This window comes from Streptococcus sp. 'caviae', from assembly GCF_001937065.1.
GTDB lineage: Bacteria > Bacillota > Bacilli > Lactobacillales > Streptococcaceae > Streptococcus.
Genome location: NZ_MOWR01000001.1, coordinates 143,316 through 166,542 on the forward strand (window position 1 = coordinate 143,316; position 23,227 = coordinate 166,542).

General features: G+C 42.2%; 17 protein-coding genes and 1 pseudogene. 2 read left to right on the forward strand and 16 right to left on the reverse strand.

Annotation, left to right across the window (positions count from 1 at the left end; genetic code table 11):
* Position 1: 1 nt before the first annotated feature.
* Positions 2-2,164 (reverse strand): alpha-galactosidase, encoded by a 2,163-nt coding sequence (locus tag BMI76_RS00775; RefSeq protein ID WP_075345731.1) that lies wholly within the window; start codon positions 2,162-2,164, stop codon positions 2-4.
* A gap of 106 nt (positions 2,165-2,270) precedes the next feature.
* On the opposite strand from BMI76_RS00775, the gene BMI76_RS00780 reads away from it, so the two are divergent.
* Both BMI76_RS00780 and BMI76_RS10830 read left to right on the forward strand, forming a co-directional pair.
* The gene (locus tag BMI76_RS00780; protein WP_075345732.1) at positions 2,271-3,104 is read left to right on the forward strand and encodes an AraC family transcriptional regulator; all 834 of its coding nucleotides are present in this window, start codon (positions 2,271-2,273) and stop codon (positions 3,102-3,104) included.
* 110 nt (positions 3,105-3,214) lie between these two features.
* A pseudogene (locus BMI76_RS10830) lies at positions 3,215-3,403 on the forward strand (IS3 family transposase); the annotation flags it as partial.
* 109 nt (positions 3,404-3,512) lie between these two features.
* Here BMI76_RS10830 and BMI76_RS00785 read toward each other — a convergent pair.
* The 15 genes from BMI76_RS00785 to purR form a co-directional block, all read right to left on the reverse strand.
* On the reverse strand, positions 3,513-4,949 hold the full coding sequence (locus tag BMI76_RS00785; RefSeq protein ID WP_075345733.1) for a glutamate synthase subunit beta: 1,437 nt from the start codon (positions 4,947-4,949) through the stop codon (positions 3,513-3,515).
* A 1-nt stretch (position 4,950) separates the two neighbouring features.
* Positions 4,951-9,468 (reverse strand): glutamate synthase large subunit, encoded by a 4,518-nt coding sequence (gltB, locus tag BMI76_RS00790; RefSeq protein ID WP_075345734.1) that lies wholly within the window; start codon positions 9,466-9,468, stop codon positions 4,951-4,953.
* Between the two features lie 157 nt (positions 9,469-9,625).
* Positions 9,626-10,972 (reverse strand): type I glutamate--ammonia ligase, encoded by a 1,347-nt coding sequence (gene glnA / locus BMI76_RS00795; RefSeq protein WP_075345735.1) that lies wholly within the window; start codon positions 10,970-10,972, stop codon positions 9,626-9,628.
* A 39-nt stretch (positions 10,973-11,011) separates the two neighbouring features.
* On the reverse strand, positions 11,012-11,383 hold the full coding sequence (locus BMI76_RS00800; protein WP_075345736.1) for a MerR family transcriptional regulator: 372 nt from the start codon (positions 11,381-11,383) through the stop codon (positions 11,012-11,014).
* Between the two features lie 80 nt (positions 11,384-11,463).
* Positions 11,464-11,982, reverse strand: coding sequence for an aromatic acid exporter family protein (locus tag BMI76_RS00805; protein ID WP_075345737.1), 519 nt, complete (start codon positions 11,980-11,982; stop codon positions 11,464-11,466).
* Positions 11,983-12,360: 378 nt separating this feature from the next.
* Positions 12,361-13,557 carry a phosphoglycerate kinase gene (gene pgk, locus BMI76_RS00810; RefSeq protein ID WP_075345738.1) on the reverse strand — a complete coding sequence of 399 codons (1,197 nt, stop codon included), beginning with the start codon at positions 13,555-13,557 and terminating at the stop codon, positions 12,361-12,363.
* Between the two features lie 205 nt (positions 13,558-13,762).
* The gene (locus tag BMI76_RS00815; protein WP_075345739.1) at positions 13,763-14,605 is read right to left on the reverse strand and encodes an aldo/keto reductase; all 843 of its coding nucleotides are present in this window, start codon (positions 14,603-14,605) and stop codon (positions 13,763-13,765) included.
* A 14-nt stretch (positions 14,606-14,619) separates the two neighbouring features.
* Positions 14,620-15,816: an iron-containing alcohol dehydrogenase gene (locus BMI76_RS00820; RefSeq protein WP_075345740.1), complete on the reverse strand. Its 1,197-nt coding sequence runs from the start codon at positions 15,814-15,816 to the stop codon at positions 14,620-14,622.
* 13 nt (positions 15,817-15,829) lie between these two features.
* The gene (locus BMI76_RS00825) at positions 15,830-16,543 is read right to left on the reverse strand and encodes a GntR family transcriptional regulator (RefSeq protein WP_075345741.1); all 714 of its coding nucleotides are present in this window, start codon (positions 16,541-16,543) and stop codon (positions 15,830-15,832) included.
* Between the two features lie 435 nt (positions 16,544-16,978).
* Positions 16,979-17,992, reverse strand: a complete 1,014-nt coding sequence (gene gap / locus BMI76_RS00830) for a type I glyceraldehyde-3-phosphate dehydrogenase (protein ID WP_075345742.1) — start codon at positions 17,990-17,992, stop codon at positions 16,979-16,981.
* Positions 17,993-18,260: 268 nt separating this feature from the next.
* Complete coding sequence (fusA, locus tag BMI76_RS00835; protein ID WP_075345743.1) at positions 18,261-20,342, reverse strand: elongation factor G; 2,082 nt, start codon at positions 20,340-20,342, stop codon at positions 18,261-18,263.
* 344 nt (positions 20,343-20,686) lie between these two features.
* Positions 20,687-21,157, reverse strand: coding sequence for a 30S ribosomal protein S7 (gene rpsG, locus BMI76_RS00845; RefSeq protein WP_075345745.1), 471 nt, complete (start codon positions 21,155-21,157; stop codon positions 20,687-20,689).
* A 16-nt stretch (positions 21,158-21,173) separates the two neighbouring features.
* Positions 21,174-21,587, reverse strand: coding sequence for a 30S ribosomal protein S12 (gene rpsL / locus BMI76_RS00850; RefSeq protein WP_057489967.1), 414 nt, complete (start codon positions 21,585-21,587; stop codon positions 21,174-21,176).
* Positions 21,588-21,921: 334 nt separating this feature from the next.
* On the reverse strand, positions 21,922-22,257 hold the full coding sequence (locus tag BMI76_RS00860; RefSeq protein WP_075345747.1) for a hypothetical protein: 336 nt from the start codon (positions 22,255-22,257) through the stop codon (positions 21,922-21,924).
* Positions 22,258-22,389: 132 nt separating this feature from the next.
* Positions 22,390-23,205, reverse strand: a complete 816-nt coding sequence (gene purR, locus BMI76_RS00865; RefSeq protein ID WP_075345748.1) for a pur operon repressor — start codon at positions 23,203-23,205, stop codon at positions 22,390-22,392.
* Between the last annotated feature and the right edge of the window lie 22 nt (positions 23,206-23,227).

Below are 23,227 nucleotides of genomic sequence, written 5' to 3' on the forward strand. Positions count from 1 at the left end.
TTTACTTTTTAATAAAATAGTATTGTTTACTCAAATAATCACCCTGAGGCATATCAACCGTTAAACCAGCATACATTAATTCCGCACCTGAAAATTCCTGTCCAGTTTCTGTGAGAAGATAAGTTGCATCTGCTTGCAGTCCTTTTAGTTTTACAGTTGTCTCAATCGTTTCTATTGTTGATTGAATGCGAACATAGGTAACAAGTACTTGATTCTCATAAACATATTGCACCGCTACTTCATTTACTCCAACCTCAGGATTGATCAAACGATAAAGCTTGCCGAATTGCACAACAGGCCTTATCTTTTTGTACTGCTTAATCTGACTAGCAACAATCCTCCTTTCTTTTGCTGTTAAGATCGTTAAATCCAATTCATATCCTAAATTTCCCATCATAGCAACATGTCCTCGCGTTACCAGAGGCGTATGCCGTCCCATCTGATGATTGGGAACCGCTGAAACATGGGCTCCCATAGAGATGGTTGGGTAAAGATAAGAGGAACCATACTGTATGGGTAGTCTTGCAATAGCATCTGTATTATCACTTGGCCATACTTGAGGAAAATAAGTCATCATTCCTAAATCATTGCGACCACCACCACCAGAACAGGATTCAAATAGAACCTTATCATGCTTTTTCGTTAAGTAAGAAATAATGTCATATAAACCGAGCATATAAGCATGAGACTGCATTTGGGTTTCCAAGTAAGTTTTACCATTGCCAATATTGGTTATATTGCGATTGTAATCCCATTTAACATAATCAATCGCATGTTCTGTCAGTAACTTATCAATAATATTTTTTACATGGGAAACAACATCAGGATTAGCTAAATTTAAAACTAATTGATTACGAGAATAGGTATGTTCTCGCTTGTCTGTCTGAATAACCCAATCTGGATGGGATCTATACAGGTCACTATCAACCGACACCATCTCTGGCTCAAGCCAAAGACCAAATTTCAGACCTTTAGCATGAATTTCTTTAATAAAATCTTTAAGGGAACCGCCTAGTTTTTCTTCATTAACAAACCAATCACCAAGCGCTCTATTATCATCAAAACGATTGCCAAACCAGCCATCATCAAGCACAAATAATTCAATCCCCAGCTCACTGGCTTCATCTGCCAACTCCAACAGCTTATCCTTATTAAAATCAAAGTAGGTTGCTTCCCAATTATTAATGAGAATAGGACGTTCTTGGGCAGCAAAATTTTTCGGAATAATATGATCCTTAATAAAATCCTGGCTTTCCTGTGTCAAATCCGTCAGCCCATCACTCGCATAAGTTATTAAGGCTACAGGTGTCTCAAAACACTCAGCCGCTCGCACTTCCCATGAAAAATTATCATCATTTAATCCTATACCCAACCGAACTTCATTTAGTTGATTTTTCTGAACAAAGGCTTGAAAATTTCCACTGTAGATTAACTGTAAAGCAAGAGCCTCTCCATAAGATTCATTACTATCATGCTCTGTTAAAATAAGAGCCGGAGTTTGAGCATGACCCGAAGCTCCTCGATTGGAACTCACTTTAAAGAAGCCCTGTTCAAGCCGATGGCGGCGTACAGTTTTTTCACGGGCATAGGCTCCTTGCAAAGTCAGCACATCATAATTACTGGCGGGCAAATCAAACATGGCTGACAAAGCCCGATGCAGAACAACCGGCTGATCAGATAGATTTTCAAACCTGATAAAAGTTGATAACGTACTGCTATCATCATAAGCAGTGTAATAAATAATCATGCGCAGCTTTGCCAAATCATCTTCTAAAACCAGAGCCAAAGTCTCAGCAGTTTCTTCTGTATGCGGATTGGGCAAGCCCTGCACCTTAACAATTCCCTTAATGATCTTAGCTTTTTTAAATTTAAACTGCGTCAAATCATTATTATCATGCTGAAGGATTAAAGATGGTGTTCTAAAATCACCAAAGCCATGAACACCAAATACCTGTCTTTGTGTATCATAACTATAGTTCCTATCAGCTGCACTGGGATTTCCTGAGAAGGCGTGATCCTTTTCAAAGACTGTATTTGAAAAATGATAGTTCTCAACTTTTCTGCCTAAATGTTTTAACAGTAAGTCACCATTTCGTTCTTCAATAATCAGCGATGACCTTTTGGTATGTATGTAAAAAAGGTTGTCTTTTATAACAATAGTCATTTAACTCTCCTTTCTTATTTCTTTTATTATATATTTTGTAAGCGCTTTTAAAAATAGGTGTTTGTTTCTAAAATATGGTAAAATGTTTCCTATAAGGAGTCATGATATGAATATTTTAAATACTTATAATGAATTCGATATTAACAACTTTGATCTAAGTATTGACCATTATGGCTCAGAAAAATGTGACAAAGGCTACTCTTTCGGCCCTGCCATTCGAGATAATTACGTCATTCACTTTATTCTTGAAGGGAAAGGGCAATTTACTATAAATAAGCAAACAGTTGAATTAAGAGCAGGTGATATTTTTATTTTACCCAAAGATGTGACTACTTTTTATCAGGCAGATTCACGAATACCCTGGCATTACATTTGGGTAGGATTCAGTGGTTCTCAGGCAGAAAGGATTCTTAAAAAATCGAGCCTTTTAGAAAATTTTTACGGTCATTCAAGTTTTATGTCAAAGATACTTTTACAGATGAAAAAAATTATACAGTTTTCTGATCAGCCTTTGACAGATATAGGGGAATTATCAATGATTGGCGAGCTCTATAAACTTCTAGCTGCCCTTATCGAAGAATTTCCTAAAACAGACTCTGAGGATAACCGATTGACAAAAATTTACATTAAACAGGTTAAAAAGATGATTCATTCTCAGTATGGCACACCTCTTAGAGTCAGTGATCTTGCTAAAAAACTGAACCTTAGCAGAAGTTATCTTTACAAAATTTTTAAAGATAATACTAATATCTCTATCAAAGATTATATCCTTCATATTAAAATGGACAGAAGCAAAACTTTACTAGAAAATCCAGACTTGAGCATTACTGAAATTTCCAATTCTGTAGGCTTTACAGATCCTCTCGCTTTCAGTAAAACCTTTAAAAAATATTTCGGTAAGAGCCCCAGTACATTTAGAAAAGAGAGCCAAAACAAATAAAAATTTTCCAATTATTCTAATTTCTTTTACAAAAAAGATGGAAGTTTTACTTACAAGCAGTTGCGATATATATTTATTGCAGCACTATTTTTATAAAGTGTTTTTCTAAAAAAAATATTGAGCCTGCACCGATTGAGAGTCTTTTCGGACATTTCAAGACTGAGGACTGCAAGCTCAAAACCTACAAGACCAATTGCTGATATTGACAACTATATCTATTTTTACAACAACCATCGTTATCATAAGAGAAGCACAAGGGCCTCGCTCCTCTTGAAATGAGGAGCGGGGCCCTTAACTAATCTTTATATTACTTGACGGTCTGCTTGACAGGGAACTGTTCATTCGAAATACCTTAGCATCAGAAATCGGTGAGAAATCAATGCTTTGAATGATTGATTTTTCCTACTTTTATTCAGCAACCATCATTCTGAGGTTTTGATCAATTTTTTCTGCTGTTTTGCGGCCTTCACGAATTCCCCAGATAACGAGACTGGGCCCGCGGCGGGCATCGCCTGCAACAAAAACTTTCTCATTGCGGGTTGAATAGTCATCGTAGACACATTCCACTTGAAATTGGTCAAAGAGAGCTTTTTCAGCACCCGTGAAGCCCATGGCCAGAAGAACGAGGTCGGCTTGGATAGTGTCTTCTGTTCCATCAATGGTTTTAAAATCAGGACCAACTTTGACAGTTTTAGCAGCAGTTACCTGACCATTTTTACCAAGAAATTCTACTGTTGATGTAGTATAATCCGTCAAATCAGCAGACTGAACGAAGTTAGCTTCTTCCTGTCCGTAACCCGTACGGTTAATCATTGGATACTGCGGCCATGGATTTGTTGGAAGACGTTTTTCAGGCAGCTGCGGCGTAATTTCCAACTGTTTAACGCTGGCAGCACCCAAACGTACAGCCGTACCGATACAGTCATTCCCAGTGTCACCGCCGCCGATGACCAAAACATGCTTGCCTTCAAGCGAGCGAGGCAGCTGCTTGTCTTCACTGTCCAAAAGCGTCTTAGTTGTTTCCGTTAAGAAATCAACTGCGAAGCGAATGCCTTTTAAGTCACGGCCCGGAACATCCAAATCACGGGGAACACTGGCACCGGTTGCTAAGATAACACGGTCAAATTTGTCTAACAGCTCTTCTGCTGTGATATCACGGCCAATTTCTGTATTGGCAACAAAGTTAATACCAATCTCAGCCATGGTGTCAATGCGGCGCTGAACAACTTTTTTATCCAGTTTCATGTTGGGAATCCCGTACATGAGCAGACCGCCAAAACGATCCGAACGTTCAAAAACTGTCACGCTGTGTCCCAGTTGATTGAGGCGCCAAGCTGCTGATAAGCCAGCCGGACCTGAACCGACGACAGCTACTTTAAAGCCAGTCCGCTCAATGGGACGGCCGGAATCAGCTACCCAGCCCTCTTCGAAAGCATTATCAATGATAAAACGTTCATTATCATGAATGGTAACGCCAGCACCGTTTAAACCTTCTGTACAGGCCTTTTCACAAGGAGCCGGGCAGACACGACCTGTCATTTCCGGTAAAGGATTGGTCCGCGTCAGCCGCTCAAAAGCACGCCTGAAATCGCCTTTATAAGCTAAATCATTCCACTCAGGAATCAAATTGTCATTTGGACAGCCGGAAACAGCACGGCCGCCGCCGTAGAATGTCCCCTCATGGCAAAAAGGAATCCCGCAATTCATACAGCGAGCCGCTTGCTTCTGGCGCTCTTCAACGGATAAAACTGTCTGCAGTTCTTCAAAATCTTTGATACGCTCGCTAACAGGACGATAGGGATTGTCCTTGCGTTCATATTTTAAAAATCCAAATGGATCTGCCATCTCATTTTCCTCCTGTTACACTAGCCAGCAAAGCTTGCCGCTCTTGCGCTGTGGCATCGCCGCCAGTGGCTACTTCAAATGTATGCAATTCGAGTTCATCGCCGCTCATGCCTTTTTGACTGAGAGCATGTTCAATATCATTAATGTCATGGAAATCGCTTGGGTAAACCTTGATGAATTTTTTCACTTCTTCATCCCAGTTGTCCAGAAGACGTTTAGCCTTGGCACTGCCTGTGTATTCATAGTGTTTTTCAACCATGTCTTTTAAGATGTCATCTCCGCGCGTTTCACCAACAGCGTACAAGTCAACCATGTCCATGTTGACCTTTTCCTTAAAGTCTCCGTCAACATCGTATACGTAGGCTACACCGCCGCTCATACCGGCAGCAAAGTTGCGGCCTGTTGTTCCAAGGATAACGGCCACACCGCCGGTCATGTATTCACAGCCGTGGGCACCGACACCTTCAACAACAACTTTGGCTCCCGAATTACGAACACAGAAGCGCTCACCTGCACGGCCTGCAAAATAAGCTTCGCCCTTGACAGCACCAAAGAGGGAAACATTGCCGACAATTGGTGAATTTTCAACGTCGTAGGCCGCATCATGCGGAGGCTTGACAATTAAACGTCCGCCTGACATGGATTTTGCAATGTAGTCATTTGCTTCACCGACCAAAGTATATTCCAGACCTTGTGTAATATAGCTGGCAAAACTTTGTCCGGCAATTCCCCTATAGTGATATTTAATCAGGCCTTCCTTAACAGAATCGTTGCCGTAGCGCTCTGCCATCCAGCCGGCCATGCGGCTGCCAACCGAACGATCCACATTATTGATAGTCTTTTCAACAGTAACACTGATGCCTTTTTCAATAGCTGCTGCTGCAAAACCATCTAGTTCTTTCCATTGGCGTTCTTCAGCAAAAGGATCTTCATTTTTCCGATCAATCGGGAAACTATTGCCAATAACCCTTGAAAAATCAAGAGATTTTGCCTTACCTTGTGCCACAAATCTTGATTTCAAGACTTCTGCATGGCCAACCATTTCATCAACAGAACGAAAGCCTAATTCAGCCATGTATTCCCGCAATTCTTCCGCTAGGAAAGTCATCATGTTGATTACATGTTCTGGCTTGCCTGAAAAGTTCTTGCGCAATTCAGGATTTTGTGTTGCAACACCGACAGGACAGGTATTGAGTGAGCACACGCGCATCATGACGCAGCCGACTGAAACCAAGGTCAAACTGGCAAACGAATACTCCTCTGCACCTAATAAGGTGGCAATAGCAATATCGCGGCCTGTCATTAATTTCCCATCTGTCTCCAAGGTCATGCGCTGACGAAGACGGTTGAGCGATAAGGTCTGATGAGCTTCAGCCAAGCCCATTTCCCACGGAAGCCCCGCATCGCGAACGGAATTGCGCGGAGAAGCACCTGTACCGCCATCATAGCCTGAAATTACCACCTTATCAGCACCCGCTTTGACACAACCGGTAGCAATGGTACCAACGCCTGTACTTGAAACTAATTTAACATTGATTTTGGCATAAGGATTGATAGCCTTCAAGTCATAAATTAACTGTGCCAAATCTTCAATAGAATAAATATCATGATGGGGCGGCGGCGAAATCAAGCGTACACCCGGGGTCGCTCCGCGAATCTCAGCAATCCAAGGGAAGACCTTTTGGCCGGGAAGCTGGCCGCCCTCACCGGGCTTAGCTCCCTGCGCTAATTTGATTTGCAGCTCTTCTGCAGACATGAGGTATTCTGCATTGACACCAAACCGTCCGGAGGCAACCTGCTTAATTTTAGAATTAATATTGCGGCCATCGGCTTGCGGCTTGAAGCGTTTGCGGTTTTCACCGCCCTCGCCAGAGTTTGATTTGGCTCCGATGGCGTTCATGGCTTGAGCAATTGTTTCATGTGCTTCCTTAGAAAGGGAGCCAAAACTCATGGCACCAACTTTAAAACGTTTTACAATTTCCTTGGCTGGTTCAACTTCTGATAGATCAACTTTGGGCCGTTTAGAATCAAATTCCCAGAGAGACCGCAGAGTTGTCGGCTGTTTTAGAGCCTCATTGTCCAACTCGGTTGAGTATTGCTTAAAGAGGCCGTAGTCCCCGCGGCGAATAGATTGTTGGAAATTATAAATAGAACGCGGGTTAAAGAGATGGTATTCTCCATCTGTCTTATACTGGTAGGAACCGCCCGAAGGCAGGAAATCATTGGCCCTTGGTCCAAAGGCAAAATCAACACGCTCCAGATATTCTTTTTCGATTTGATTTAAGGTCAGCCCTTCAATACGCGTAGCTGTTCCTCTGAAGTATTGGTTAACAACGTCAGAAGAAAGGCCGATTGCTTCAAAAAGCTGAGCTCCTTTATAGCCAAGTACCGTTGAGATTCCCATACGGCTCATAACTTTCACAATCCCTTTTTCGGCAGCCTTACGGTATTTTTCAAAAGAATCGCTGGTCTTATCAAAGGCAGCTAAGGTTGCATAGGCACCATAAGGGTGGATCGCTGTCGCACCAAAACCAACCAAGGTTGCAAAATGATGAACCTCAAAAGCCTCTGCCGTATCAACAACAATCGAAAATTGGCTGGCTTTCCCTTTGACAACCATGTAGTTATTCAGACCAGAAACCGCCAGCAAAATAGGAATGGCTAGGCGGCCCTTAGTGACGCCGCGGTCTGACAGGATAATAATCTTACTGCCTTGGCTGACTGCCTCGTCGGCCTTTTTGAAAAGATCTTCCAAAGCATACTGCAGACGGTTATTGTCAGAATCGCCCAGGTCATAAACAGTTGATAGGGTTGTCGCCTTGTAGCGCTTATCTGTCAGATTGGCTAATTTTGCAAAATCCTGACTGGAAAGCACAGGACTGTCAACCTGAACCTTGACACAATTATCAGCATTGTCTTGGCGAATATCCCCGTCACCGCCTAAAAAGACTGTCGTTGAAACCACTAACTGCTCACGAATGGCATCAATAGGAGGATTGGTTACTTGAGCAAATTGCTGTTTAAAGTAAGTGAAGAGAGATTGCGGTTTCTTTGACAATACTGCTAAGGGACTGTCAAAGCCCATCGAAATAACAGGCTCTTCCCCTTTTTCTGACATGGGCAGAATAACCGTCCGAATGGTCTCATCCGTATAGCCAAAAATTTTCCACATTTGATTAACATCATAATCATTGGCAATTTCTTCCTGCTCAGCAAATTCATCCAAGAGGGCAATATTCTCTTTTACCCACTCTTGGTAAGGGTGCTGTTTGGAATAATGTTCTTTAACGTCTTCGTTCTTTAATACCAAGCCTTTTTTGGTATCAATTAACATCATATTGCCGGGACCAAGAACCCCTTTTTCAACAACTTGGCTGGGTTCTATGTCAACGACACCGGATTCGCTTGAACAAATCAAGAAATTATCTTTGGTGCGAGAATAGCGGCTGGGACGAAGACCATTACGGTCCAAACGAGCTCCGACCATCTCACCGTCAGTAAATACCAAAGCGGCCGGGCCGTCCCAAGGAGCGACAAAACTGGATGCATACTCATAAAAAGCCGTTAATTCTTTAGAAAGTCCTGCATCTTTTCCCCAGGCTTCAGGTACCATCATCAGCAAGCTTTGCGGAATATCGCGGCCATGTCGGTAGAGATACTCCAGACAGTTTTCCAGCTTAGCGGAGTCTGAGTTTTCTTCATTATAGACTTCAATTTGATGGCTGTGCATCCAATTTTCAGCCCCGCGAAGCGTATTGATTTCTCCATTATGTGCCAAAAAACGGAAAGGCTGAGCACGGTCCCAAGACGGGAAAGTGTTTGTTGAAAAACGAGAATGGGTCAATGCAATGTGTGATTTGAACAGCTCATCTGACAAGTCAGGATAAAAGAGACGGACCTGAAAGGCATGCAGCATGCCTTTATAAACGATTGTTTTGCTCGACAAAGAGCAAATAAAAAGTTCATCTGCAGCAAAAGTTTTTTCCAGCTTACGGCGCAGACGGAAAAGTCTGTCTTCAAATGCGCGTCCGCTGCTTGTTTCAGTCGGTTTTTCAATAAAGAGCTGCACAAAACTCGGCATAATTTCCTGAGCAGCCGGACCGCAATTATCATAATTAAAAGGAACATCACGCGACAGCAGTATGTTAAAACCTAATCTTTTGATTTCACTAAGCAGACTGTCTGCTAAAATTGTTTTTGCCACCTTATCCTGAGGAAGAAACAGTTGGGCAACGGCATAATCTCCCAATGGCGGCAAATCAACGTTTTCCTCTTTAGCTTTCAGTCGGAAAAATTCATCCGGCATAGCCAGCAGCATACCGGCACCATCACCGGTATCAGGCTCAGCACCCGTACCGCCGCGATGGTTCATTCTCTCTAACATCGTTAAGGCATAATCAACCAGCTGATGACTGGCGATCCCATCAATCTGAGCAACAAAGCCCATACCGCAGGCGTCCGATTCAAAGGACGGATCCCACAGAGTTGTTTGCTGTGCCTTTTTAATAACCTCTCTCATACGTTCACTCCTAACCAGGTTTAACGAAATCTCGTTTTTTGAATAGACGATTAAATTATATCACATATTTATGCAGAAGGACCAAGTATAGTAAAAAAATTCTGAAAATTCAATTATTTAGTAGACAAAAAAACAGCCATAACTGGCTGCTTTTTGCTTAGTAAAGATCCAAATAGCTATCAACTTCCCATTGTGATACAAAGGCAGCATAGCTGGACCATTCAATACGCTTAGCCTCAAGGAAACTTGTATAAATATGATTGCCTAAGGCTGCTTTAACCACTTCATCTTCTTGTAAAGCTTTCAGCGCATTGTGAAGAGTTGACGGAAGATCCGCAATGCCAGCTGCTTTACGTTCTTCAACAGTCATCACATAAATATTCGATTCTACAGGTGCCGGTGCTTCAATTTTGTTTTCAATACCATCAAGTCCAGATTCCAAGAGAACAGCCAAGGCCAAATAAGGATTAGCTGTAGGGTCAACCGAACGCAGCTCCAAACGTGTGCTGACACCGCGTGAAGCAGGTACGCGAATCAGCGGAGAACGGTTGCGGCCAGCCCATGCGATATAAACCGGAGCTTCATAACCAGGAACTAAACGTTTGTATGAGTTAACCGTTGGATTCATGATAGCAGTGTAACTGTAAGCATGTCTCACCAAACCGCCTAAGAACTGATAGGCCGTTTCAGACAGCTGCATTCCTTTTGGATCTTTTGAATCAAAGAAGGCGTTCTTACCGTTATTGTCAAACAGGGACATGTTACAATGCATTCCTGAACCATTAATACCAAACTTAGGTTTAGCCATAAAGGTTGCATACAAGCCATGTTTACGAGCGATTGTTTTAACAACTAATTTGAACAGCTGAATTTTATCACAGGCCGTTAAAACATCAGCATATTTAAAATCAATTTCATGCTGGCCAATAGCCACTTCGTGGTGACTGGCTTCGACTTCAAATCCCATTTTAGTCAGAACATTAACAATCTCACGGCGTGTGTTATCCGCAAGGTCCGTAGGCGCTAAATCAAAGTAACCGCCCTTGTCATTTACTTCAGTAGTCGGGTTGCCAAATTCATCCATTTTGAAAAGGAAAAATTCAGGTTCTGGACCGAGGTTAAAGGATTGAAAGCCAAGCTTTTCCATGTGGCGCAAAGCCTTTTTCAAATTACCTCGCGGGTCACCGGCAAAGGGTTCCCCTTCTGCTGTATAAATATCACAGATTAAACCAGCAACAGCTCCATTTTCATCTCCCCAAGGGAAAACGGTCCAAGTATCAAGATCAGGATAAAGATACATATCTGATTCATTAATACGCACAAAACCTTCAATTGAGGAACCATCAAACATCGCTTTATTTGCAAGTACTTTATCTAATTGTTCGTCAGTAGCTGGAATCTCTACATTTTTCATGATTCCCAAGATATCTGTAAACATTAAACGGAGGAAAGTAACATTTTTCTCCTTAACTTCGCGACGAATGTCCGCTGCTGTGATTGCCATAACGGCCTCCTTTTAAAAATTAAATTTCACGTTACGCACTTACATGCGTAAACCACCAAGATGTTGGGTTGGACTTGAAAAACGGCCCTGATTTCGGAGTTCGTCATGCAAGATCCGTCGAACATCCGCATCTGTCAAAGCCTTTTGCTTTTTCAAGGAACGATCTTTGCGATCAGCATACTCTCTCTTGATAGCTGCGATATTTAATCCTTCATCCAAGAAGTCCTTGATTTCCAGTAAAACATCCATATCATTCAGCGAGTACAGACGTCGATTTCCAGAACTGCGATCCGGGGTCAGCAATCCTTGATCCTCATAATAACGAATTTGACGAGCTGTTAAATCCGTCAGTTTCATTACAGTCCCGATAGGAAAGACTGCCATTGATCGCCGAAGTTCTTTTTCTTTCATGATTTCCTCCTTTCATCGTCTATTATATTCTGAAAATTTATGGCTGTCAACCCTGTATGTTATATTTTCTGACATAAACATTAAACTTTTTCTTTCCTCAGCCATTTTCGTATTTTATCGATGTCCGAATTAACAGTGATGGCAATGAAAACACCCATGAAAGTTTCAAAAATCCTGGCAAAAATATAAAGCATTGTTTCATCCTTAGGAATGGACAAGGTAATAATAAGCAAGGCTGCAACACCGCCGATAATCCCTGTTTTATTATTCATGGCAACATTGGTCATAATAGTTAACATGGTGAATATGGGGACAAAAACAACTGTGACCCAGTATTGATAGTGAAATAAACTATTGATGAGAAAAAAGATGAGCGAGTAAACACCGCCAATACTGTTGCCGACTATGCGCGATGTCCCAAAATGAACACTTGTATCAAAATCCTCACGCAAACTAAAAACAGCCGTTAAAGCACCAATCTGAAGACCTTTCCAGCCAAATAGGCCAAAAAGCAGGAGCACTAAAAAAACAGCCAAACCTGACTTGAATGTTCGCATGCCTAAGGTAAATTTTTGAGGGTCAAAATGATATTTTTTCATACTTTAATTGTAACATGTTTTCCAGCGAAAAGTGGCTGTAAAATAATAGCCAGCCTACTGTCATACCAGCTACCTCCAGCAAGCAAGATTGCTCCTGCATGAAAATAACCCTTGCTGGCAGCTGCGCCATTTAGCTAAATCTGCAAATCCAATTACGAAGTCCTGGCAATTTAGCTTTAAACAGCAAAAAAAGAGCTCGCAAGCTCTTTTTATTATTTCTCAGTAAGTGCTGCAAGTCCAGGAAGAACTTTTCACCTTGCTAGAATTTCTAACTCGTTTCGCTTCGTAGAAATTCTACGCGATGTACAGAAAAAGACGCACATTGCGCCTTTTTCCAGCCTAAAACTATCTCCCAGATAGTTTTAGCTGACTTACCACTTATTTGTCTGTCAACGCAGCCAAGCCTGGCAACACTTTACCCTCTAACAACTCCATGCTTGCGCCTCCGCCCGTACTAATCCATGAGAATTTATCAGCACGGCCGAGGTTGATAGCTGCAGCAGCTGAGTCACCGCCGCCGATGATTGATTTAACACCCGGTTGCTTAACGATAGCGTCCATAACACCGATTGTACCAGCTTGGAAATCAGGATTTTCAAAGACACCCATTGGACCATTCCAGACAACTGTTTTCGCACCAGTCAATTCTTCATCAAATTTAGCGATTGATTTAGGACCGATATCAAGGCCAAGGAAGCCGGGATCGACAGCTTCACCTTCCGTATCTTTAACTTCAGTGTAGTCAGCAAATGCATTTGCTTCTTTTGAGTCAACTGGCAAAATTAATTTACCGTTTGCCTTAGCTAAAAGGTCTTTGGCAATATCAAGTTTATCTTCTTCAACAAGTGAATCACCGATTTCGATACCTTGAGCCTTAAGGAAAGTATAAGTCATACCGCCGCCGATAAGAACCTTATCAGCTTTTTTCAGCAAGTTTTCAATAACACCGATCTTATCTGAAACTTTTGATCCGCCAAGGATAGCTACGAATGGACGTTCTGGAGTTTCAACAGCTTCTTGGATGTAAGCAATTTCGTTTTCAAGAAGGAAACCGGCAACTGCTTTTTCAACGTTTGCTGAGATACCGACATTTGAAGCATGCGCACGGTGGGCTGTACCGAAAGCATCATTTACAAAGATACCGTCGCCAAGGCTTGCCCAGTATTTACCAAGTTCTGGATCATTTTTAGATTCCTTCTTGCCGTCAACATCTTCAAAACGAGTGTTTTCAACCAAGAGAACTTGTCCGTCTTCAAGAGCATCAATAGCTGCTTCAAGCTTTTCACCGCGTGTAGCACCTGGGAAAACAACTTCCTGACCCAATTTTTTAGAAAGATCAGCTGCTACAGGAGCGAGTGATTTACCTTCTTTGTCTGCTTCTTCTTTCACACGTCCAAGGTGGGAGAAAAGAACCGCACGGCCACCATGTTCAATGATGTATTTAATAGTTGGTAAGGCCGCAGTAATACGGTTATCATTTGTAATAACGCCATCTTTTACAGGTACGTTAAAGTCAACACGAACGAGAACTTTCTTCCCTTTCAAATCAACGTCTTTAACAGTCAATTTTGCCATGAATATAGACTCCTTAAAATTTTTTATACATGCTAATTATATCACAATTTTTTCCAAAGTGGAATCTGTAAAGCCGTTTCATTCCCTAATTTACAAAATAAACTATCAATAGCGCAGCTAAAAATGGGTAAACAAAAAAAGAGTAAGAGCATAAAACACTGAAACGATATGCCTTACTCTTTTATTTAGCAAACAGCTGCCGCAATTAGAAACCAACCTGATCAGGATTTTGCTGGGTCTTGATTCCTTCGAGCCTGTCTAATTTGCGGATATCTTCTTCGTCCAAATCAAAATCAAAGATATGAAGATTAGCCTCAATATTTTTAGGAGTCACTGATTTTGGTAAAGGCAGGAAACCTTTTTGCAGTGACCAGCGCAGGGCTACTTGCGCAGCTGATTTATCGTATTTATCAGCAATTTCTTCAACCACCAGATTGCCAAAGATTGTTCCGGTTCCCAGCGGACTGTACGCTTCCAAAAGAATATCATTATCTCGGCAAAAAGAAACCAATTCTTCCTGAACACAGCCTGGCGCTAAAAGAATTTGATTGACATGCGGTTTCACCTCAGCCGTTTCAAACAGTGCTTCCAAGTGATGGATCATAAAATTAGAAACACCGATGGCACGAACTTTTCCCGCCTTATAAGCTTCTTCCATAGCTTTCCAGGCACCGGCATTGCCGGCTTTCCAAGCATCATTCTCCCGCAAAGCTTTAGGATTAGGCCAGTGAATCAAAAGAAGATCTAAGTAATCAACACCAAGTTTTTCAAGTGACTCTTCAATAGATGCTTTAGCCAGTTCATAATCATGTTTGTCATTCCAAACCTTGGTTGTCAGAAAAATATCGGAACGCGCCAAGCCGCTGTCTGCGATTGCCTTTCCGACACTGACTTCATTGCCATAGGCTTGCGCGGTATCTACATGGCGGTACCCCACTTTAAGGGCATGACGAACACTGTTATAAGCCTCATCCCCTTCAGGAATCTGCCAAGTTCCAAAGCCAATCTTTGGGATTTCTACACCGTTATTTAAAGTATAAACTTCCATATCGCTCCTCCATTTTAAAAAGTTTCCATTGGATTGTAGGATGCTTTAATAATTTCTTTCACATCATCTACTGTCAAATTAACAAAACGATCGTTGGACAGACCGCCGTGCTTAACGGCCTGTTCGCTCATTTCTGAGAGTAAATCCTGATTTTCAATGCCTACTTCCGGCAAGGTCATCGGTATTTCAAGCTGCTCTTTGAAGAAATTATAAGTCTTTTGAACCGCCTGTCTGGCCAATTCTTCATCTGTTCCTTGGTTTAATCCCCAGACATTGCGGGCATAGGCTGCAAATTTTGCATGCGTCGTGCTGTCTTTATCAAGACAAAATGCCATCCAGCGCGGTGTCAAAATAGCAAGCCCTATACCATGCGTAATGTCATAGTAGGCCGATAATTCATGTTCTATCGGATGGCAGCTCCAGCCGCCTGAGCGCCCTTGTCCGACTAAGCCATTAAGTGCCAGCGTCGAACTCCAAAAGAGATTTGCCCGCGCATCATAGTTTTCCGGCTCCTGAATAGCAATCGGTGCATGTTTAATGATTGTTTTCAGCAGCCCTTCTGCGATGCTGTCTTGAACATCAACAGCTTCCGTACGGTTAAAATACTGTTCGAACAGATGACTCATCATATCTGCTGCACCAGCAGCTGTCTGCCATTTAGACACAGTATAAGTCAAGGTCGGATCTAAAAATGATGCCTTGGGAATTAAATCCCAGCCGCTCGTTCCTAATTTTTCATTTGTCTCAGGATTTGAAATGACGGCATTGCGATTCATCTCGGTACCAGTCGCAGCCAAGGTTAAAATATCAACAATAGGCACAGCTCTGCCAACCTTGCTCCTGTCTAAAACTAAGTCCCAGGCATCGCCATCATAATAAACACCAGCGGCGATTACTTTGCTGGCGTCAACAACAGAGCCGCCGCCGACAGCCAAGATAGCATCCAGCTGATTTTCCCGGATTAAACGAACACCCTGACGGACAGAATCAATTTTAGGATTGGGCGCTATTCCGGATAATTCTACAAAACTAAAGCCATTGTCTTTTAAAAGCGCAGTAACTTTATCATAGAGGCCCGATTTTTTAATGGAACCACCCCCGTAAGCCAGCAAAACACGTTTGCCGTAAGGGGAAAGTACCTCAGGCAGCTCCTCTAATCGATCTTTTCCGAAACGAATGTCAGTCGGAATGTGTAAGCGAAAATTTTCCATTGTGCACTCCTTTCTACTGGTTAAACATAACGGTTTCAAAATCAAAAACATCAGGAAGGTGATGAGAGATGGAATACTCAAACACTCGGCAATTGTCCAGACTGCCGACTTGCTCGATTTCCATTAAAAAGTCAGTTTCTGCAAGATTCATCTCTGTCTGCTCCAGTTTAGTGGGGCGCACACCTGAAACTTTTACGAAGGCACTGTGCACCTTACGCTTGAGTTCCTTAGTGATATATTCGTAAATAGATCGTTCAAGATGCTGCCGTTTCAATCCCGGAATGACCGCAATCGGCATAAAGGTATACTCAATGATAATCGGACGTCCTTCTAAAATACGCAAACGAATGATCTCATAGACAAAATCATCTTCTGTTAAGGACAGCTTTTCAGCCACAGCCGAAGAAGGATGCGTCACTTCAAACTTTAAAACCCGTGACGTCAGCTTATCCTGATAGTCATAATAAGTTCCCTTCAAGGAATAGAGATGCGGAAGCTGTTCTACCTTCCAATCTCTGACGAGCGTCCCGTCTCCCCTGCGCCGAATAATATAGCCCTCGGCTACGAGTAGATCTAAGGCTCTTTTTAAAGTCATTAAACTGACTCCGTAGGCCTTAGCCAGACTAGTGCCATCGGGCAAATACTCATGGACAGGATAAGTGCCATCCTGAATTTTTGAACGGATGTCATGGCAGATACTGAGATATTTCGGCTTTACTTTTCCTATAAAATCACCTCCCCTTTATCTATGAAACGGCTTTCTTTTATTATAGCACCGGTTTTTCTAAAAGTCTATAATTTTAAAATAATATATATAGCTTTTTAAGCTTCTAAAACAACAAAAAAAGAAGGCCGAAGCCTTCTTTCAGACTGTAGACAAATCTCCATTTGCCTACTTTGATCAGCAAAAAGAGTCTGCAGACTACCATATAAATTTCTACGAACACAAACGAGTTAGATAAAGGAGGATACTTCCACCGTGATGAAAGTGTCAGAAATGGTGAATTTAAGCCAATTCTGACACTCGGAAACATTGAGACCGTGGCTCAAAGTTTAGGCATGGAATTCCCCAGGAAGTCGCTGCCGTCCGACATCACCTAAGGAAGTATCAAACTTTTTCTTCAAGCTAAAAGAAGGCCGAAGCCTTCTTTCACAATCACTTTTATTTAGCGATTTTTGCGAAGTACTCAAGAGTACGAACAAGTTGTGAAGTGTATGACATTTCGTTATCATACCAAGAAACAACTTTAACCAATTGTTTGCCGTCAACAGTTTGTACTTTAGTTTGAGTAGCATCGAACAATGAACCGTATGAAATACCAACGATATCTGATGAAACGATTGGATCTTCAGTGTATCCGTATGATTCATTTGAAGCTGCTTTCATAGCTGCGTTAACTTCATCAACAGTAACTTCTTTATCAAGAACTGCTACCAATTCAGTAACTGATCCAGTTGGAACAGGAACACGTTGAGCAGCACCATCAAGTTTACCGTTCAATTCAGGAATAACAAGACCGATAGCTTTTGCAGCACCAGTTGAGTTAGGAACGATGTTAGCTGCAGCAGCGCGAGCACGGCGAAGGTCACCTTTACGGTGTGGTCCGTCAAGAACCATTTGGTCACCAGTGTAAGCGTGGATAGTAGTCATCAAACCTTGTTTAACACCAAAGCTATCTTGCAAAGCTTTTGCCATTGGAGCAAGACAGTTTGTAGTACATGAAGCACCTGAGATAACTGTTTCAGTACCGTCAAGGATTTCATGGTTAGTGTTGAAAACGATTGTTTTAACATCATTTCCGCCAGGAGCTGTGATAACAACTTTCTTAGCACCGCCGTTAGCATGCAAATGTTTTTCAGCAGCTTCTTTAGTTGCAAAGAAACCAGTTGCTTCAAGAACGATTTCTACACCGTCAGCAGCCCAATCAATTTTTGTTGGATCAGCTTCAGCAGAAACTTTAACGAATTTGCCGTTAACTTCAAATCCACCTTCTTTAACTTCAACGTTACCGTCGAAGCGGCCTTGAGTTGAATCATATTTCAACAAGTGTGCAAGCATGTTTGGATCTGTAAGGTCGTTGATGCGTGTAACTTCAACACCTTCTACGTTTTGGATACGACGGAAAGCAAGACGTCCGATACGACCGAAACCGTTAATACCAACTTTAACTACCATTAGTGATTTCCTCCTTATGAAAATCAAAAAATTTATTTTAAAAGGCTCTGCCTTTTAGACAATTGTGAAAAGATTAACTTACACAAGTATAAACCAACCTTTTAACGCACTTATTATATAATTATTTTAAGAAAATTGCAAACGATTTTCCCTGATGAAAAGAAAAAAAGGAGAACGAAAAGAAAGCTTTATCAAGCTAACTTTCACGTTTTCCTTTTCTATGAAAGAATCAAGCCTGCGCAGCAGCTAAGCTAAGCTGTCAGGCAGCTTAAGCTTCCCCTGCGTTTTTCTTGATGATTTCTTCTTGAACAGATTTCGGAACATCTTCATAGTGGTCAAATACCATCATGAATGTACCGCGTCCTTGAGATGCTGAACGAAGAACAGTTGCATAACCGAACATTTCAGCAAGCGGTACATAAGCACGGACAATCTGGCTGTTACCGTGTGCTTCCATACCATCAACACGTCCGCGGCGAGCGGTCACGTGTCCCATAACATCACCGAGGTTTTCTTCAGGAACCGTAATGGTTACCAGCATCATTGGTTCAAGAATAACCGGCTGCGCTGTTTTAGCAGCTTCTTTAAGGGCAAGTGATGCAGCAATCTTGAAGGCTGTTTCAGATGAGTCGACATCGTGGTAAGAACCATCATAAAGCTTAGCTTTAATGTCAACCATTGGATAGCCGGCAAGAACACCGTTAGCCATAGACTCTTGAAGACCTTTTTCAACGGCTGGAATGAATTCACGCGGAACCACACCGCCGACGATAGCGTTCTCGAATTCGAATCCTTTACCTTCTTCATTTGGTGTAAATTCAATCCAAACATCACCGAATTGACCTTTACCACCGGACTGACGTTTGAAGAATCCGCGCGCTTGCGTAGGAGCACGGAAGGTTTCACGGTAAGATACCTGAGGAGCACCGACATTGGCTTCAACCTTGAATTCACGTTTCATACGGTCAACAAGGACATCCAAGTGAAGCTCACCCATACCAGAGATAACTGTTTCACCAGTTTCGACGTTTGTTTCAACGCGGAAGGTTGGATCTTCTTCAGCCAGTTTTTGCAGAGCGATAGCCATTTTATCTTGGTCAGCCTTAGATTTAGGCTCAACCATCAGCTGGATAACCGGTTCTGGAACTTCAATAGATTCCAAGATAACCTTAGCTTTTTCATCGGTCAATGAGTCACCGGTCGTTGTTTCTTTCAAACCAACAGCAGCAGCAATGTCACCGGAATAAACTGTTTCAATTTCCTGACGGCTGTTAGCGTGCATTTGCAGAATACGTCCGATACGTTCGCGTTTCCCTTTAGTTGTGTTTAAAACATAAGAACCGCTGTTCAAAACACCTGAATAAACACGGAAGAAAGTCAAGCGTCCCACAAATGGGTCAGTCATAATCTTGAAGGCGAGAGCTGCAAACGGTTCGTCATCTGAAGCTGGACGTTCTTCTTCTTCATCTGTATCTGGATTTACACCTTTAATAGCAGGAATATCAAGCGGGCTTGGAAGGTAGTCAATAACCGCATCCAGCATCATTTGAACACCCTTGTTTTTGAAGGCTGAACCGGCAAGAACAGGGAAGAATTCAACGTTGATAGTTGCCTTGCGGATAGCAGCCTTTAATTCGGCTTCTGTGATTTCTTCACCTTCAAGATATTTCATCATGAGGTCTTCATCAGTTTCAGCAACGGCTTCAATCAATTTTTCACGGTATTCATTTGCTTGATCAACGTATTCAGCTGGAATATCTTCAATCAGAATATCTGTACCGAGGTCATTGGTATAGATTTCCGCTTTCATTGTCACCAAATCAATGATTCCTTGGAAATCATCTTCAGCACCGATTGGCAGTTGAATTGGATGAGCGTTTGCCTGAAGGCGGTCATGGAGTGTGCTTACTGAGTAAAGGAAGTCAGCACCAATTTTGTCCATCTTGTTAGCAAAAACGATACGGGGAACACCGTATTCAGTTGCCTGACGCCAAACAGTTTCGGTCTGAGGTTCTACACCTGACTGAGCATCAAGAACGGTAACGGCACCGTCAAGAACACGGAGAGAGCGCTGTACTTCAATAGTAAAGTCCACGTGTCCTGGGGTGTCGATAATGTTAACACGGTGGTCTTTCCATTGTGCTGTTGTCGCAGCTGAAGTGATCGTGATACCGCGTTCTTGTTCTTGTTCCATCCAGTCCATTTGTGAAGCACCTTCGTGGGTTTCACCGATTTTATGGATTTTACCAGTATAGTAAAGAATACGCTCTGTTGTAGTTGTCTTACCGGCATCGACGTGAGCCATGATACCGATATTACGAGTTTTTTCAAGTGAAAATTCGCGAGCCATTGTGGTTTTTCTCCTATAATCTATAATTTTTGGAAAAAACGGATAGGCAGGGACCTACCCGTTCTCAAGTTTCCTATTTTGTCTAGAATTTGCTTAACGCTCTCGTATCCTAGATCATTGAACTCGACTCGAGAGCAGCCAGTCCAAAAAGATAAAATTTCCTAGAAGCTGAAGCCTCATCGTCAATTTTCCTATTTTGTCCTTGCGCTCTTCGTCTCTGTATCTTAAATAATTGAGTTCGGACTAAAAATTCGGGAAAAAAGATAAATCTTCCTAGAGCCCAAAGGCTCGTCGTCACATTTCCTATTTTTCCTAGAATTTTCTTGACATCCTCACATCTTAAATTACCAGCGGAAGTGTGCGAAGGCACGGTTGGCTTCTGCCATACGATGTGTATCTTCACGTTTCTTAACAGATGCACCTGTATTGTTTGACGCATCAAGAATTTCTTTAGCCAAACGGTCTTTCATGGTGTGTTCACCACGGGCACGTGATGCTGTTACCAACCAACGAAGACCAAGTGTTGTGCGGCGTTCAGGACGTACTTCAACTGGGACTTGATAGTTGGAACCACCGACACGGCGAGCACGAACTTCAAGAACAGGCATGATATTTTCCATAGCTGTTTCAAAGACTTCAAGAGCATCATTTCCTGTTGCTTCTTTGATTTGTTCAAAAGCTCCATAGACAATTGATGCAGCTGTACCACGTTTTCCATCCAGCATAACGCGGTTGATAAGACGTGTTACAAGTTTAGAATTGTACAATGGATCCGGCAATACTTCGCGCTTAGGCGCACGGTTTTTACGACTCATTTCTCAATCTCCCTTCTTATGCTTTAGGTTTTTTCGCACCGTATTTAGAACGGCCTTGTTTACGGTCAGCAACACCTGCAGTATCAAGTGCTCCGCGGACAATATGATAACGTACCCCTGGAAGGTCTTTTACACGTCCGCCGCGAATAAGAACAACGCTGTGTTCTTGCAGGTTGTGGCCGATACCTGGAATATAGGCAGTTACTTCAATAAGGTTGCTCAGACGTACACGGGCAAATTTACGAAGGGCTGAGTTAGGCTTTTTAGGTGTCATTGTTCCGACACGGGTAGCAACGCCGCGTTTTTGCGGTGAAGATACATTTGTTTGAACTTTTTTATGGCTGTTATAGCCGATATTCAAAGCTGGTGACTTAGATTTTTCTACTTTAGACTTACGTGGTTTACGTACCAACTGGTTAATTGTAGGCATCTACATTCTCCTGTAAAATTTTTATTTTGGTTGATATGGCACTTGGTGACAGCCCATATCTGTGTGTACTTTGCAACATTTGTCAGCACGTCTCTGTACACTTTTGAGAGACCAAAAGTAAAAAGTACCGCTTATCATAATAACACAGCAGCACTGCTTTGTCAATAGTTTTTTCCTATTCTTATGCTTCTGCAAAAAATAAAAACTAGAGCCAAAAATTTAGAAGATTCTCATGCATTTTGGCTCCGCATATTATCTGATAAAAAACTGAGGCAGACACATACGATTTCTCTGCAATCATGTGTATCTGCCTCAGCCGCTTTTGATGACATTATTAAGGGTTTACCTGAACACTTCCGTCCGGATTGACTTTCACACTGGAGTCGCCATTGTTAGCTTCAACGCCGTCCTCGCCTACTTTAGCACTGGAATCACCATTCTCCGCTTCAATTTCGCCATTTTCTTGAACGGATGCCTTTGAGTCTCCGTCTTCAGCTTCAATATTTCCGTCATCAACAGAAGCTTTTTTCTTTTTTTCTGTTGTTGTCTGCGTTGTTTTTTCTGTCTTTTCAGACTTCTCATTTTCCTTTTTGGAACTGCTGCAGGCAGCAAGAGAAAGCAGTAAAAACAAAGACAGAACAGCGGTGAGCACTTTGTGAACTTTTGTCATAAAAATCTCCTTTAAATGATTAAATACAGGTATTTTATCATAAAGTTCTGGTTAAAACAAAACTTTTTTAAAATACCATTTTGCCGTTAAAGGCTTAGTCAAAGCTGGATAAAAGCAGGATTCCTGCTGCTCCTAGGCGTCAAAAATATTTCCCAGCCGGACATCCACCTTATTTTCTTTAACATCAATATTTGTAACAGTCAGAAGAGATTTGTAGCCCAGGCGGTCGCGCTTTCCTTGCGCATTGTCAGCAAAAACAGCCACACCGACCAAACTGCAGTCAAATTCTCTTAACAGACTGACCATTCCGCTGATCGTGCCGCCTCCTTTAAGAAAATCGTCTACAATCAGAACCCTGCTGTTAGGTTTAAGGCTGCGTTTGGACAAAAACATCTTTTCGATACGATCGCTGGAGCCAGAAGCATAGTTGACAGAAACAGTTGATCCTTCTGTAATCTTCAAATCCCGCCGAACAATGACAAAGGGAACATTGAGGATATTGGCAACCGCGTTGGCTAGGGGAACGCCTTTGGTTGCGACCGTCATTACGGTGTCAATTTTTTCATCCTTAAAAGCATTGGCAATAATCCGGCCGATATTTTTTAAAATGCCGGGCGTACTCAGTAAATCCGACAGATAAATATAGCCTCCCGGCAAAATACGATTGTTTTCTGAAAGCCGCTGGCAAAGCTCCTCAGCAATTTCTTTGGACTCAGTTTCAGAAATTGCCGGCGTAAAAATAACACCGCCGTTGGCACCGGTCACGGTCTCAATATGACCAATACCGCCTTCTGCAAAGGCTTTTTTTATAATAGCAATATCTTCTGAAATGGAAGATTTTGCTGCGCCGTATTTTTCTGCAAAAGTGTTAAGACTTGTTAGTTGATGAGGGTTGTTCACCAGATAATTGGAAATAACAACCATCCGTTCGCTGCGTCGTAATTTCATAAACTCACCATTCATTATTTTA

Coding starts and splice junctions, on each gene's coding strand:
- BMI76_RS00775 (WP_075345731.1), bottom strand. CDS start 2,164: ATGACTATTGTTATAAAAGACAACCTTTTTTACATACATACCAAAAGG.
- rpsG (WP_075345745.1), bottom strand. CDS start 21,157: ATGAGTCGTAAAAACCGTGCGCCTAAGCGCGAAGTATTGCCGGATCCA.
- BMI76_RS00860 (WP_075345747.1), bottom strand. CDS start 22,257: ATGACAAAAGTTCACAAAGTGCTCACCGCTGTTCTGTCTTTGTTTTTA.
- BMI76_RS00820 (WP_075345740.1), bottom strand. CDS start 15,816: ATGGAAAATTTTCGCTTACACATTCCGACTGACATTCGTTTCGGAAAA.
- pgk (WP_075345738.1), bottom strand. CDS start 13,557: ATGGCAAAATTGACTGTTAAAGACGTTGATTTGAAAGGGAAGAAAGTT.
- rpsL (WP_057489967.1), bottom strand. CDS start 21,587: ATGCCTACAATTAACCAGTTGGTACGTAAACCACGTAAGTCTAAAGTA.
- BMI76_RS00815 (WP_075345739.1), bottom strand. CDS start 14,605: ATGGAAGTTTATACTTTAAATAACGGTGTAGAAATCCCAAAGATTGGC.
- glnA (WP_075345735.1), bottom strand. CDS start 10,972: ATGGCAATCACAGCAGCGGACATTCGTCGCGAAGTTAAGGAGAAAAAT.
- gltB (WP_075345734.1), bottom strand. CDS start 9,468: ATGAGAGAGGTTATTAAAAAGGCACAGCAAACAACTCTGTGGGATCCG.
- gap (WP_075345742.1), bottom strand. CDS start 17,992: ATGGTAGTTAAAGTTGGTATTAACGGTTTCGGTCGTATCGGACGTCTT.
- BMI76_RS00785 (WP_075345733.1), bottom strand. CDS start 4,949: ATGGCAGATCCATTTGGATTTTTAAAATATGAACGCAAGGACAATCCC.
- BMI76_RS00780 (WP_075345732.1), top strand. CDS start 2,271: ATGAATATTTTAAATACTTATAATGAATTCGATATTAACAACTTTGAT.
- fusA (WP_075345743.1), bottom strand. CDS start 20,342: ATGGCTCGCGAATTTTCACTTGAAAAAACTCGTAATATCGGTATCATG.
- purR (WP_075345748.1), bottom strand. CDS start 23,205: ATGAAATTACGACGCAGCGAACGGATGGTTGTTATTTCCAATTATCTG.
- BMI76_RS00800 (WP_075345736.1), bottom strand. CDS start 11,383: ATGAAAGAAAAAGAACTTCGGCGATCAATGGCAGTCTTTCCTATCGGG.
- BMI76_RS00805 (WP_075345737.1), bottom strand. CDS start 11,982: ATGAAAAAATATCATTTTGACCCTCAAAAATTTACCTTAGGCATGCGA.